Below are 14,693 nucleotides of genomic sequence, written 5' to 3' on the forward strand. Positions count from 1 at the left end.
ATTTCAATCCAAGCATATTTCGGATCCGTTTTTTGATAAACCGATGGTCTTGTTCAATAATATTATTTAAATATTTTTTCACACGAAGTGGCGTACAGTGTGATATGTACTTTTCCTCTTTTAATTCTCGTATCGCAACCGGATAATCTTTGTCACCATCTGCAGTAATCGTACGAGGTTTTGCCGTATGACAAGAAGCCAAAGCTTTCTTTAGAAAGCGCTTGGCTGCCTTCGTATCTCTTTTCTGACTCAAGTAAAAATCAATCGTGTTTTCTTCGGAATCAATCGCACGATATAAGTACATTTTTTCTCCTTTTATTTTCAGATAGGTTTCATCAACTCTCCAAGAATCATTCGTTGGTTTCAAATATTTTCGCATACGCTCATTTAAAATCGGTCCATATTGATGAACCCAACGCATAATGGTTGTATGGGCTAAGGATAATCCTTGTTTCTCCATCATTTCCATCAAATCGCGAAAACTTAGGTTGTACCGCAGGTACCAACGTACAGTTAGCAAAATAATATCTGGTTGATAATGTTTTCACTTAAATACATTCGCTGTTTCCATACTGATTACGCACCTTTTATAGAATAGTACTATCAGTATATCCAAGATTTACAGATTCATTGCACAAGCTTTAGAGTTTTTGCACGAGAACCTTAAAAGCTCATATAAAGGTTTTGCAGACGAATATAAGGGTTTTGTATGTACAAACGAAAAAAGTTTTTAAAGAGCAATTTAAGTCGTTTAGAGAGCTTATCAAAAATGAGTTGGATAACAAAGGGATAGGTAATCAATTTGAACAGGAACATAAGAAAGAAATTAATAAGCATCGAGGTTCTGATGTGGGACGGTAAAAAAATAGGGAAACTTTGTTTTTATCTTTAAGGTTATTGAAAACGTGATAGAATGAAAAAAAGAGACATGCTGGAACATGCCTCTTTTCATAGGGTATTCTACGAAAATACCTTCATTTCATTTATCTGATTATAGATTATCATAATTTGATTTATAATCAAATAGCAAAAAATAGGTGTTTTTGTTGATTCCCTCAATTTAAAGGAGGAATTAACAATGAATGAAGAATTGGGACAAGCTTTAAACCAAGCTGATAGAAATGCTAGAAAAAGAGATTTTGAGAAAGATGGAAAACAAAGAGACCAGGCTGAAGAACTAAAAAAATCTCTTTTACAACAGTTAAAAGAATTAACTGGAGAAGACCATTATGTTGGAACTAATAAAGATCCATTTGCTGGAGAGCCATTTAATCAAGTAATGCATAGAAATTTAGATTTGTTGAATAGTATTGGTTATTTAACTCAAGCAGAAGAAAGTTTTTTATTTAGAATTCAAGCTTATTTGGAATTTAGAAGTAATGTTATTATTTGTAGAGATGATAAATTTAAAAAGAAACGAAAGAACGTTGAGGAAGATTTTGAGTTACCAAAAGCAGCAACTGTTTCTGAAATCGCTGAAATGATAGGGAAATCAAGAGAAAAAACTTCTTTGGTTATGAATTCATTAAAGAAAAAAGAAATTTTACTTAATCCAGAAGGTGCTGGACAAATTATTGAAAATGGTCGTACTGTAAGTCCTAGAACATGGGTTGTAAATCCTTATATAATGATTTGTGCGCCTCGAAAAAACGAAGTGAAACTTGATAAATTAACGATGAGATTGTTTCAATATTCTTTGAAAAATCTTAAAGATCAAAATGGTAAAAAAGTGAAATTACCAGCTAGATTTTTTTAGACTGTATCAATTTGATATAGTCTTTTTTATATGTATTTAAATACTTATTTGTATTTTTTTAGGTGTGACGAAAACGTCACAAAAAAGCTTAAAAGTGTGACGTTTTCGTCACACCCTAAAAAGTGCATTCAACCCAGTCATATCAAGGGATTTACACGCTTTTTGTAGATGTTCTCTATTATCACTATTATTAAGGGCTAAAAGTTCCGCAAGGAACAGGTAGTATTTTTGAGCAAAAAACGCTCAAAAATCTCCACCTTCATAATAAAAAAAGGCGGTTCGTTAATCCTCACCTAAAGACTACCGTCTTTTCTTTTTTATTATGTCCTTGCAAAACTTTTTTCGGCTCGTTTGCTTTTCTCGCCAAGCCGAAAGACAAAAAGCAATGAAATGGTTTTCGACTTGGACTAGCAAGTATACGAGCCGAACCGCTTAGATCATTCGTTCAAAAATAGTTCTTATCCAATAAGTTGATACGTTTCAAACCGTGGGGTTTCGGCCCCACACGACGAGCCAGCACTCCAAACAAAAAGCAATGAACATTCTAAAAACTAAAAAACTAGCCCTTGTAAAAGAAGCTAGTTGACGTGAAATTTGTTCTCCGAAGTTTATTTCTAAATTAGAGTAGCGTCCCGAATATGCGGATTTACAACGATAAAAATTTTGAGACAAGGATTTCTCCCTTAATAATGAATTTGGTTTTATCAATCAGATATAGTATGTAAAATTTTTTAATTATTTCCATTTTTGCCTATTTCCTTTTTCTTTTTGAAGCATTTTATAGTATTAGGACTGCTTGTCCAAATACTATAAATGAAAGGAGAAGTAATTAATATGCCTCCAAAACCACCTAAACCAAAGGGTCCTCAAACTTTATCAACTGGTATATTACGTAGACATTCTAATGTTGTTTTTATTACTGTTGATGTTATGAATGTTGATCCAAATAATGTTCATTCAGTAGCTGTTCAAATGTTTGATTGGTCATCAAATTTACCTGTTGTTATTCCGTTGTTAACACCTTCTATACAATTTGTATCTCCTAATCAGGCTGTATTCTTTTTTTCAGACAGTCTTCCTCTAAATCTTCGAGTTTATGAAGTAAGGATAGTTCATCCTGGGGATGAGGATGTTGTTATTAATGTCTCTGGAATTAGCGGTAATCCAATTTTTGATCCAAAGGAAGTTGATACTGTCTTACAACATGATTTAGTAAAATTAAAGTTAGAATAAGTTAGTAGAACAGGAGGGTTTTAATTTTAATGGGGGATTAATTATATTATGAGAAAATCCTTTAATATAAAGAAAAGGTCCCCCACCACGAATGTTTTTGGTTTGATTATCGACTAATTTAAAGTTATTGCTACTTAATGTAATAGGGATACCGTCAGCATTTTTGAAAAAAACACGCTAAGCAAAAAATAAAATAAGCGATCTATTTGGAGAGTTCATTTACATAATTATCGATATAGGAAGTTAATTTTCTCTTGGAACAGTTGTTAATATATATTTCCTTGTCCGTATTTTTTTTGCAACATAGCGTTGTCAGTTAGAAATCATGTGTTTCGTATGCAATGAAAATAAATTTGATATGTTGATAATATCAAATTTAAAAAGGAGCTATAAAAATGAAAATTAGCAAATCGATTCTAGATTATCGAAAAAAAAATAATTTAAGTCAAGAACAGTTGGCAAATAAAATTGGCGTTACTCGGCAAGCTATTTCAAAATGGGAGCAAGAAAAAGGTGTGCCAGATATTGAAAATTTAATTTTGTTAAGTGATGAAATGAATATTAGTTTGGATAATTTACTTAAAGGTAACAGTAATATCAAAAAGCGAATTATTCATAATGAAAAATCAATAAAGTTTCATTTTCTAGTTATTTTGTTTTTAGTCGCTATTATAATTTATATTGCGTATTTTGCTTTAGTTTATAAAATTTTTATGGTTGGTTTTTTGGTTTCAACGCTATTTATGTTAGGGATAGAATCTTATGTTTACATGAAAAATATTTGTGCTAAAAACAATCAGAATAGTTAACTATTCTGATTGTTTTGGTTTTTTGTTATTGCATAATGAACTTAGGCAGGGAAGCATGTATACCGTATTCATGTAAAGTTAACATAATGTAACATTATCGGTAGTTAGATATTATTACAATCCCCATGATATCAACATTTTGTGTGTAACTTAGGATCTATTCTTTATACGCCATTTTATACATTCCTGTAATGATGCTAATCCTTCTGCTTTTCTTTCTAGCAATTTTCGTATGAATTCCTGCATATATTATTTGTTCAGATGTTAAACTAGTTTTATATTATCTAAACAGTCATCTGAACAGAAAAACAGGGAAACCCTTTTCAGCCATAGAATTGTTTAGTTGTTTGAATGGTGTTTAGTTTAGATGTTTAGGTGTTTAGAAGGATGGTGATCTAAACAGTGCAACAAAAAGACTGGTTATCAGCTGAAGAAGTAGCCAAAGAAATAAAAGTATCAGCTATGACTATAAAACGAAACTGTCAAACCTACAGTAGTTTTTTAAAATTCCAACAAGGTGAAAAGAACAAGTATTTAATCCATCAAGAATGTATACCTGTTTTTCAATTTATAGCTAAAATGAGAAATAAAAGAAATCTCCAAACAAAACAAATTATTGAGCTCCTCAATAAAGAAGGATTCCCTAAATATATAGACATTGAACCTATCCAAACAACTAAACAACAACCTGAACAAACCCAAGTAGGACAAGGAGCTATAACTGTTCAAGAGTTTGATAAAATTGTTGCTGAAAGAGTATCTGAACAACTTAAAAAACATGAAGGAAATTTAAAAGAATGGTTAACTGAACAGCAAAAACAACAACAGGATTTTCAAAAAGCTATTGTTCAAAGAATGGATGAACGTGATCAAAACCTAATGGCTATGATTCGTGAAAACCAGGAAACTAAAAAATTGATTGCAGCCACCCAACAAAAAAAGTGGTGGCAATTTTGGAAATAGAAAGAGTCTTGTTTATATGCAAGTTTTTTTATACAGAATTCTATACAGATTATTGTATTAATACAGAACATTTATGAACCCGAAAAACCCTAGTATCTCTACAATGTATAAAATTGTGTATATGACGATCAAAAAAAATAACGCACAAACCTAATAACATCAAAGGTTTGTGCGTTTTATTTGCTACCGATAATGAGACATTATGTTAACTTTATATGTATATAATATACAAAGATTAATTTATTACGCTGTAGTTAAAGTCTATTACTTTAACTATGGTTTTTCAAATTTTGTCCTATATCAAAGGAACTATTTAGTATTGAGAATTTGTAAGATTAATAATATGTTTTTATAGTTCGAGTTTTTACATATATGGATAATTTCGCGAAATAATATCTTAATTCTTGAATATCATTTTGAAAGTTTTATTGTTTTTTTGTTACTGTGATATTATGAAATTCTGGAAGGAGGGAATATAATGAAAATAATGAAAAAAATAGGGTTGGGTGCTAGTTTAGCAGTTGTTTTATTTTCTGTAAGTACAATAAAATCAGAGGCATACTCAGTTGATTTTAGTAATGTTTATTATCATAGTAGTCCATATGATTTCACCCCTAAAGCCGCTAAATATACTAAGTCTTCTTATGGAATAAATACAACTTCACTAAAAACAGAGGGAAGAATTAAGATGATTCCAAGAGCTAATAGGGTAAAAACTAGTGGAGGATACGATAAAGTCCAAGAATTAGGTAGACAAACACTCCCTAATTACGCTGTTGAAGACAATGGTCCTGGTGTTAGTACAGATATTCAATTTGTACTGGAGACTATGTTCTGGGATGGTAGTAGATCTACATCATCTGGGTCCTGGCAGCCAGATATTTAATAAATTGTTGATTTTTAACAAACCATCCCGTTTAAATGGGATGGTTTGTTAGTATTTGATTATAAAGGTGGAGAACTATGAAAAACTATATATTGTCATTTATTAAGAGTCCGTATTTATATATATCTTTATTGTTAATAGTTATATTTCCATTTTTAAATATATTACATAATATACAAGTAGCGTCACAAACCTCATTTAAGATAAAAACGTATGATTTTTATCTTGGGCCCTATACAATGTGGGTGGGTATAGAAAATGGGGATGGATATACTTCCTTTTTGTATATGTTACTCCCAATTTTAGTTGCGATTCCGTGTGTGTTCATCTATTTTGACAATAAAGAATCAGGCTATCATTACTTTGCTCGCTATAAACTACAAAATAATAAGTATAAAAATTTGTTTTTTTGGCTTCACTGTTTATTGGTTTTTTATTACCATTAGTGATACTGCTTATTAACTTTCTTTCTATGTTTTTAATATGGCCAAATTTCCACATTGATTATGTAGCGCTGGATAATGCAGGCAGAGGTATTCCGACATTTATGTTCCCTTCATTATTTCTTGACCATCCTTTTTTCGCCACTATTATCAACATTATCGTAGTTAGCATGTATGGTAGTATGTTTGCAGTGATATCTATAACATGTAGTGTCTATATTTCTAAAAAATTTATCTGTTTAACTATTCCATTCATATTACAGATATTAGTTGGCTTTCTGTCTGCCATCTTTGATTCGAATTTTTCATGGACGCCTGCACAGTTTTTAGACATGTCTATTAAAACTTTGCGTCTCCCTTCCATTTGGATATTTATTATACCAATTGCCATTATAATGATAGTGTATATTATTTACAAAATAAAGGATGTTAACTATGAATAGCTTTAAACCTTTTATTGTCACTTATTTTAAAGTAAAGAAAAAATGGCTTATAGCAATAGGAATCGCACTGTTTTTACTAGCTTTTTCTAACACTTTTATTTTATATGAAAAAGATATTGATAAAGGATTTGAACTTTTTTTTAGTAAAAGATATATTGTGTTTTTTTTCCTCCCTTTTATCTATTTGAGTTGGTGTAGTATTAATATAAATGATTTTCCCTTTTTGCAGGTACGGTTTAAATCCAGTAATTATTTGACTGCTATTAACTTAATCATCTATTTTTTAGTAAGTCTATATATGGTTACAATTGAATTACTCATTTCTAGCATGATTACGCTACAAAATGAGACGATTAATATCGATATATTGTTTTTTAGTTTGAACACTTTTTGTTTTACTTTTTTTCTATTTATTTTATTAGACTTTTTTTACAAAGTTTTGCATAACTCTATTTTTTCTTTCTTTCTCATTTTGTCATATTTGTTTTTTGAGGATAATCTTATTCTGAAATTTAATTGGCCGCCTTTCTTTAAAGATGAATGGATTTTTATCGAAAGACCTCATATACAACAAATCTACTCATTGCCTAATATCTTTTTATTCATAGGAGTTTTTGCTGTCCTTATTATTTTATATAGTTACCAAAACTATATTGGAAAAGTTTTCCGTAAAAAAGGAGATCGGTAATGATTATTTGGAAAATTACAAAAAGGAATTACTCGTTATTAAGAAACAAAAAATATCTTGTAGTTTCTGTGTTATTTATCTTTTTCCTCACTCTTTTAAGGCTTAATGGCTATGGATATATTGAAATTTTTAAAGGAACACCAGCGCAAGAGAATATTTCTTTTCTGAGTATTCCTTTTTCTTGGTTATTGTTTCAATGGATTCCCTATATTCTATTTTTAGAGTTATTTGCAGGTATTATCTATACTTTAGACAGATATTTGTTGGGGCGTGTGAAAGCAAATGGATTTCTCTTTATATCTAACTATTTAAGTTTTTTCTTACTTTTTTTACTGTATCATTTGTTTGTATTCTGTTGTACTAGTACTTTTACATGGTTAGATTTTTATTTGTTGTTGTTTAATTTATTAACAAACAGTTTATTATCACTTTTTGCATTTTGCTTACTCTTCTTTTTACGAAGTATATATGTTTTTATGGTTATTATTGGTGTTTATTTCTTTACTATTTTTCAGTATAAGTTTTTTTCAATTATTAATTATACTATGTTTGAAAGGTTTTCAAAATTATGGACAGCAGAGGATACGATTATTTTAATTATGTTTGTTGTTTTTCTTATTCTTTTTTCTTTATTTATTAGAAAATTTTATTTTAGGGAGAGATATTTTTTATGATAAGAAAAATTAGTGTTAATAATATTAGTAAGACTTTAAAAAGAAAGAGAATCATATCAGATTTTTCTTGTGAAATGATAAGTGGGAGGACTTATGGATTTCAAGGAGCTAATGGTTCTGGAAAAACAGTTTTATTTAAAATGGTATTAGGTTTTTTAAAACCAGACAGTGGAACTATCAAAATTGATGATAAATTATTATATAAAGATATCGAATACCCAAATGATACAGGCTTTATTATTGAATATCCTGGATTTGTTAAATATTATACAGGTAAGGAAAATTTAAGATTATTATCATCTGTTCAGAATTTAATAGATGATAAGGATATTGATTTAGCAATGAATCGAGTTGAGTTGGATCCTAAAAGTAAGATGAAAGTGAAAAATTACTCTTTAGGAATGAAACAAAGATTAGGTATTGCCCAAGCTTTTATGGAAAACCCTTCTTTAATTATCCTTGATGAGCCTACTAATGCTTTAGACAAAAACGGGATAAGGTTATTAATTAATCTTATTAGAGAATGGCAGAAGGATGGAAAATGTGTACTTCTTACCAGTCATAATGAATCTTTTTTAACAGAAGTTTGTACTGATTTGTTTATATTTGAAGAGAGCGGAATTAGAAAAGAGGTTATTTTGCGCTAATGAAAAAGAAGAATATTATTTTTATATTTATTTTTATAGTTGCTTTAAGTTTGATTATATGTAGATATAATCAATTGAATACACTAGTTAAAACCGTTTCTTTTCAGACGATAGAGGTTAAAAAAGGGCAAGAAATTAAAGTTGAAAATGGTATAAATCTTAATATTGAAAAAGTAAGTCGATTTAAACAAGATGAATTAGATTATTACAGAGTATTAATTTCTGCTGTAAATGAATCAAATAGTAAAATTGAAATAAACACTAATGATATTTATTTATCAAATAATTCTTTTTCTACTAGTTTTCTTACTGGAGTAAATTCTTTACAAGAGAATGAAGAAATAAAATTTGGTACACGAATATATTTAGATCCTCAAAAAACAGGGGAATATGAGTTAACAGCTCCAATATTACCTAAATTTTATAGTAATAAAGAAGAATCAAAAGATATTTACTTTAACTATAAGGTTATAGAAGAAAGTAATAGTAATATATTAACATATAAAGTTAAACTTTAAAGAGGATTTTGTCAACGGTAAGCGGAACGAAGTGAGCATTAAGGAGTTGACAAATTGCACAACTCCAAGACCCTCTTGTGTGGTCAAACGGTACCCGTTTGACCCTGCCTACCGGCGAGGGAGCCCCCTCAAAAAGTGAGGGGGTTGGGGGTGTTTTTATATGGGGTCTGGGGAAGAGTTCCCCAGTGGGTTTGGGCAAAGCCCAAGGGGTGTTTTTGCCATGCCTGGGCATGGCTTGGCGAAGTCAAAGAGCCTCGCAGAGCGTGTCCAAATGTAAATTTGGCATAACACGCTATACCATAATTGGTTCTCCTTCCATCCCCATGCTATACTGGGTACCGAAAAAGGGGGACTTGCTCATGGCTCATGTACAAAAATATACAGTAGGATCCGTGAATGGATTGTCTATTCACTTTGATAGAAAAACAATCAATCATTCCAACAAAGATATTGATATTGAACGGTCACAATTGAATTATGATTTAAGAAATAATGGTGATGGATTAGATACACGGTCTCGAATGGAAGAACGATTAAAAGAAGTGTATTGCATGAAACGAAGTGATGTAAAACCGATGGCTGTTTGGGTATTAACACTTCCTGAAGAATTAAAAGAAAAAATAGGGATGAACAAAGAGCTTTTTTTAAAGCTGGATATGAGTTTATGTTGCAGCGTTATGGCGGAGAAAAAAATGTGTTGTCTGCTAACGTCCATAATGACGAAACAACACCACATATGCATTTTGCTTTTATGCCTGTCGTTTGGGACGAAAAAAAACAAAGGGAAAAAGTTTCGGCAAAAGAGATTTTGAATCGTAAAGATTTGCGAACTTTTCATCAGGATTTAGATGTATTTTTAAAACAAGAAATCCCGCATATTTATCAAGGAGGTATTTTAAACGAGAAAACCATTGATATTGAGAATGTAAAAGAATTAAAAAAAATGAGTGATGAGATTAAACGTATAAAAAAAGAACTGGTTATTGACTTTCAATTTTATGGAGAACCAAAAGAAGTTTTAAAAAAAGTTGAAAGTTCCATTAAAAACACAATGTTTGGTGATAGGGTGTCTTTGCCTTCAAAAGATTATGAACAATTAAAGAAATTGGCACTTTCAACTGTTGGGGCAAAACATGTGTTAGATAGAGTGAGGGAAACTTCGGATAAAAAAATTGAAAGATTAGAAACAAATATTGAACGTGCTAATAAACAAGTGGAAAATTTAGAAATACAAGTTCGGTCGTTGAAAAGATCTGAGCAGTTGCTGAAACATGAGGTGGAAAAGTCTGAGGAGTACAGGGAAGACAGTATTATTTATGAAAGTATGTTAAGAGATGCTGGTATAAGCACACAATTATCTTTACCTGAAAGAGAAGGGTATTTGATTTTGCACAAGTTTGAAAATGGTTATGAGCCGAAAAATCAAAAAGAGTGTGAAAAATGGTTGAACGTTATGGAAGACAACAAGATAGCTGGAACTATTTCTTCGAAACGTTTAGAACGCCTTATTGCGTCCGTGAAGGCGTTTTTAGATAGATTACTAGGAAAAAGACAAGAACTCTCTTCGGATGGATTAGGAGATAAACAGGAGGGCTTAAAACAAAAATCAGAGCAAAACGAGAAAGGGTATACACTAAAAAAGAATAAATCACGAGATATGGGAAGGTAACAGTCTATTTAAAAGATTGTTACCTTCTTTGTGTTAAGAGACAATTTTTCAGAAACGTTGTTTTAAAAAAATTTTAAAAAGGGTTTGTTGAAATTTTTAAAGGTTTAATTTTGTTGTTTTAAAATTGGGACGGGGGGGTACTACGACAATTCTTTGAAACAGCGCTAGATTTTGTGAAAAAGGAATATGGAGAACAAAATGTGATTCATGCAACGGTACATAAGGATGAGATGACACCACATATGCATTGTGCGATTGTACCGATTACAGAAGATGGTCGATTGTCTGCAAAAGAATACTTTGCAAAGCGACAACAATTGATTGCTTTACAGGACAATTTTCAAAAATATATGGTTGAACACGGTTTTGACTTGAAGCGTGGTGTCCTAAGTTCAAAGAAACACATTGAAATGGGCTGTATGAAGGCTGAAGAGGTAGTAGGGAATGGAAAGCTAGAAAAGATAAAAAGTTGTTAGAGGACGAGCTAGAGGTTTTAAAACGGGATATTGTAGAGATATATAAAGAGATACATAAAGTAGATGAAATTGAAATAGTAGAAAAACATGCCGTATTCAGGATGTATAGGATTTAAAACAATGGGCAAAAGAATCTGTTGTACAAAAACAAGAAATGAAAAAAATGAACGATGAGATACAGCAAGTAAAGGAAGAAACAACAAAAACAGTCAAAGAAAAAGAAGCATGGATTGAACGATTAGAGAAAGAAGTATGGCTAGGAAAACAAGAAAATGGGCGTTTAGTTGAAGAAAACAAAAAGGAAAAGAAACAATAAAGAGTTGGGAACAACTGTATGAAATAGAAAGACAAAGTGAAATAGAAATACGAGATACATTGAAGCAAGCTGGATTATATGGATTGTTTGAAGGTTTTCAGAAAAAAATAAAAGATTTTAAACAAACAGTAGAACGTTATTTTCAAAAGAGACCACAAAGAACGGTACATGTCTTGAAAGAGATGGTAGCAAAGGTGTACCCTCGATTCTCAGGATGGAATCCTAAGTTATTGGAAGAAAAAGAAAATCAAATGGCAGTTGTTGATGAAAAAAATAATATGCTTTATTTTCGAAAAGGACATACGTTAGAACAAGTAAAAGAATACTGTGTAGATGCATTATTGAATAAAAAAGCATTACAAGAAGGACACCAAGTTGATATCTTCCATTATGGAGAAACATTTGGACAGATTTGGAGAGAAACACAATACCAAGAACAACAATTTCGAAAAAAAATAGACCAAGAATTTGATAGGGATCCCGAGAAGGTTGTGCATCGATTAGAAGATATGGTGAAAAAAATAGATCCAACGGTAACAAAAATCCAATATGCTTTTGCAGGGCAAACAGATAAACCATCTCCGTTGTATCAAAAAGGTCAAGTACTTATAAAAACAATTGGGTACCAACAGGAACGGTATAAAGAAGCATGTTTATCACGATTAGTGGAAACGCCGATAAAAGAATTACAAAGAGTATGGGAACAACAAAAACAAGTGGAACAAGTAAAGACACAGACGATAACAAAAGAACAAGAAAACGAATTAAGTCGATAAAACGGGTTCATAAAAGTACCCATTTAAAATTACAAATCCTTTTAAAAACAGAAATAACTCTCTAAAAAAATAAGGAGAATAATATGATATAATCTATAGTTGAAAATGGAAATGGGTCCAGGTTGTTGTACGAATGAACAGAAAAAACCAATTCCGCTTACACGAGGAATCGGTTTTTTCTTTTATAAGTACAAGGATTAAACGAGATTGATCTGCACAATCGTCGAACCCTTATAGTGTAGCATGATAAATAGATAAAGAGAATAAAAAGCCGTTCGTTTATACAACGAACGGCTTTTTTTGAGTATTAAGGAAGCGGATTATAGTTTAGAAGTATACTGATTCATTTAATCATGATCTTTTTACACCAGAACCATTTGACTCATTAGAATATACTTGTTTCACAACTTGATGAGGTTGTTCATATGGTATATAAAACCAAAAAATACTACCATCAGAATGAATATTTTTGAATATTTATCTATGCGTATGGAAGGGGAGACAATGATGTCACAAGGAAATATACCTAATATTACGCCCAACATTTCCATTACACGAGATGATGCGCTCAATTTATTATTATCATCTATTGCATTAGAAGAATTAGGGATTGCTCATATTTTAAATGCAGAAGGAGAAAAAATTCAATATACTTTGGGAACCTTAAATGGGATAACAGGTCCTGGACCATCTATACCTGATCTTCTTAATGTAAATAAAAGTGTTCAGGATATGTTAGATACTGCTATGAAACAAGAAGTTTTATTAGAATCGAAATTAAAAACAGTTTCTGATATTATGGGTAAGACATGTTCAGGAACAGGAACAATATGTCCACCAGGACCACAAGGACCAGTTGGACCACAAGGACCACCAGGCCCTGCGGGTACAGGTGGTAGTGAACCAGGAGCAACAGGAGCAACAGGAGCGACGGGTCCACAGGGCCCTGCGGGTACAGGTGGTAGTGAACCAGGAGCAACAGGAGCAACAGGAGCGACGGGTCCACAGGGTCCTGCAGGTACAGGTGGTAGTGAACCAGGAGCAACAGGAGCAACAGGAGCGACGGGTCCACAGGGCCCTGCGGGTACAGGTGGTAGTGAACCAGGAGCAACAGGAGCAACAGGAGCGACGGGTCCACAGGGTCCTGCGGGTACAGGTCAAGGATGTACCAGTGCTGCTGGAAGTGTAATAAATAGCTTCGGAGGTAGCTCACAGACCGTTGGTGACCAACATAAAGTTGATTTTACTGGAGGGAATTTTGTAGCAAAGAACGTACACTGGAATGGATCCAATACTTTTACAATTCAAGAAAGTGGACTTTATTATCTATCAGGTATGTTAAGTGCTGCTCCAAATCAAGCAGGACCTCTGGGAGTCTCGATTTTTAGAAATGGTGAAGTAACAAATGATTGGAGTGGGTTTTCAAGTGGGACAAATACCAGTACTTCATCTGGACAGCAAGTAGTTGGATTTGGAATGATGGAATTACAAGCTGGGGATACAATCAGCTTATATAATAGAAGTGGGCATTCAATTACTTTAGCGGATGGACCAAATTATACTGCTGCGCGAATGTCTTTTTTTAAAATAGATTGTCTATAGATATAAAAAATAATTTTTATATTCACCCACCCATGCAAGTAAATACCCACTGCTAAAGCAGTGGGTATTTACTTGGTTCAACGTTTTAATATTGTAAATGTGAAATTTTAGACAAAATATAATAAAAAAAGCGCTTTATGCTATAATTGAGCTACCACACAATAATTATAGTAAAGAGGCTTTTTTTGAGCTATACTATTAGAGTTTTAAGAAATTAAGAATCTAAAAATTAAGTTTCTACTCGTATAATATCAAAAAAAATGTTTCTTTGCTAGTTGTAAAAACTGCGAAGAGGAGAATTTTGTATGATAAATCCTGAGGGATTGAGACAAATATTAAATCAAACTGAAGGTAATGCAAGAAACAGAGATATAAAAAAACAAGGGCAAATACATAATAATCATTATACAAATTTACAAGAAGAACAGTTAGGACGAGCATTAGAAACTTTACAAGATTTAACGGGAAATGAATATTATATTGGACGTAAAAGAGATAAGTTTGCTAAAGTTGAATTTTCACAAATTATTCATGTAAATTTTAGATATTTACAAAAGATCGGTTATCTTACTAATGCGGAAAGATTATTTTTATTGGTTCTGGTGCAAATAATGAACAAAGACCAAACAACACATAGATTCCTATTGGAATCAGTTCTTAAGCAGTTACCTCAAACACCTGATGGATACATATATTCTGATTTTGAACAGACTGCTCCCTTAATTTAAGTTGCCCTTTTTTGATCATATGCATGGCTTCTATTCCAGCAATCATTTTTCTAGCTGTTTGCAATG

Annotated in this window: 14 protein-coding genes and 4 pseudogenes; 16 read left to right on the plus strand and 2 right to left on the minus strand. The window is 31.7% G+C overall.

Going from position 1 to position 14,693, the window contains the following annotated elements:
* On the minus strand, window positions 1-526 hold a 526-nt coding region (locus CDB3_RS31235), incomplete at its 3' end, for an IS6 family transposase (protein WP_256870003.1).
* Window positions 527-660: 134 nt separating this feature from the next.
* Between CDB3_RS31235 and CDB3_RS31240 the strand changes: the two are divergent.
* The 16 genes and pseudogenes from CDB3_RS31240 to CDB3_RS33035 form a co-directional block, all read left to right on the plus strand.
* Window positions 661-861 (plus strand): annotated as a pseudogene (locus CDB3_RS31240) (plasmid recombination protein); the annotation flags it as partial.
* A gap of 217 nt (window positions 862-1,078) precedes the next feature.
* Window positions 1,079-1,756 carry a hypothetical protein gene (locus CDB3_RS31245; protein WP_053565540.1) on the plus strand — a complete coding sequence of 226 codons (678 nt, stop codon included), beginning with the start codon at window positions 1,079-1,081 and terminating at the stop codon, window positions 1,754-1,756.
* Between the two features lie 834 nt (window positions 1,757-2,590).
* Entirely contained in the window at window positions 2,591-2,989 is a 399-nt protein-coding gene (locus CDB3_RS31255; protein WP_128857175.1) for a hypothetical protein, read from the plus strand.
* Window positions 2,990-3,384: 395 nt separating this feature from the next.
* Entirely contained in the window at window positions 3,385-3,798 is a 414-nt protein-coding gene (locus CDB3_RS31260; RefSeq protein WP_128857176.1) for a helix-turn-helix domain-containing protein, read from the plus strand.
* 402 nt (window positions 3,799-4,200) lie between these two features.
* A complete protein-coding gene (locus CDB3_RS31265) occupies window positions 4,201-4,761 on the plus strand; it encodes a DUF3967 domain-containing protein (protein ID WP_128857177.1) in 561 nt (186 codons plus the stop codon).
* 478 nt (window positions 4,762-5,239) lie between these two features.
* Window positions 5,240-5,647, plus strand: coding sequence for a hypothetical protein (locus CDB3_RS31270; protein WP_128857178.1), 408 nt, complete (start codon window positions 5,240-5,242; stop codon window positions 5,645-5,647).
* Between the two features lie 878 nt (window positions 5,648-6,525).
* Window positions 6,526-7,221 carry a hypothetical protein gene (locus CDB3_RS31275; protein ID WP_128857179.1) on the plus strand — a complete coding sequence of 232 codons (696 nt, stop codon included), beginning with the start codon at window positions 6,526-6,528 and terminating at the stop codon, window positions 7,219-7,221.
* Window positions 7,221-7,895 (plus strand): hypothetical protein, encoded by a 675-nt coding sequence (locus CDB3_RS31280; RefSeq protein WP_128857180.1) that lies wholly within the window; start codon window positions 7,221-7,223, stop codon window positions 7,893-7,895. Before CDB3_RS31275 ends, CDB3_RS31280 begins: the two co-directional genes overlap by 1 nt.
* Window positions 7,892-8,542, plus strand: a complete 651-nt coding sequence (locus tag CDB3_RS31285) for an ATP-binding cassette domain-containing protein (RefSeq protein ID WP_128857181.1) — start codon at window positions 7,892-7,894, stop codon at window positions 8,540-8,542. The genes CDB3_RS31280 and CDB3_RS31285 overlap by 4 nt, the downstream gene beginning before the upstream one ends.
* Window positions 8,542-9,060, plus strand: coding sequence for a hypothetical protein (locus tag CDB3_RS31290; protein ID WP_128857182.1), 519 nt, complete (start codon window positions 8,542-8,544; stop codon window positions 9,058-9,060). Before CDB3_RS31285 ends, CDB3_RS31290 begins: the two co-directional genes overlap by 1 nt.
* Window positions 9,061-9,419: 359 nt before the next feature.
* Window positions 9,420-9,572, plus strand: a pseudogene (locus tag CDB3_RS32875) (plasmid recombination protein); the annotation flags it as partial.
* 152 nt (window positions 9,573-9,724) lie between these two features.
* The gene (locus CDB3_RS31300) at window positions 9,725-10,729 is read left to right on the plus strand and encodes a plasmid recombination protein (protein WP_256870002.1); all 1,005 of its coding nucleotides are present in this window, start codon (window positions 9,725-9,727) and stop codon (window positions 10,727-10,729) included.
* 149 nt (window positions 10,730-10,878) lie between these two features.
* Window positions 10,879-11,115: pseudogene (gene mobV, locus CDB3_RS31305) on the plus strand (MobV family relaxase); the annotation flags it as partial.
* Window positions 11,116-11,368: 253 nt separating this feature from the next.
* On the plus strand, window positions 11,369-11,521 hold the full coding sequence (locus tag CDB3_RS31985; RefSeq protein ID WP_179139795.1) for a hypothetical protein: 153 nt from the start codon (window positions 11,369-11,371) through the stop codon (window positions 11,519-11,521).
* Between the two features lie 59 nt (window positions 11,522-11,580).
* A complete protein-coding gene (locus CDB3_RS31310; RefSeq protein WP_128857184.1) occupies window positions 11,581-12,297 on the plus strand; it encodes a hypothetical protein in 717 nt (238 codons plus the stop codon).
* A gap of 507 nt (window positions 12,298-12,804) precedes the next feature.
* On the plus strand, window positions 12,805-13,899 hold the full coding sequence (locus CDB3_RS33035) for an alpha-helical endospore appendage domain-containing protein (RefSeq protein WP_179139796.1): 1,095 nt from the start codon (window positions 12,805-12,807) through the stop codon (window positions 13,897-13,899).
* 657 nt (window positions 13,900-14,556) lie between these two features.
* On the opposite strand, the pseudogene CDB3_RS31320 reads toward CDB3_RS33035, so the two are convergent.
* Window positions 14,557-14,693 (minus strand): annotated as a pseudogene (locus CDB3_RS31320) (IS6 family transposase); the annotation flags it as partial.

This window comes from Bacillus sp. CDB3, assembly GCF_002081505.1.
In the GTDB taxonomy this organism is placed as follows: domain Bacteria; phylum Bacillota; class Bacilli; order Bacillales; family Bacillaceae_G; genus Bacillus_A; species Bacillus_A cereus_AT.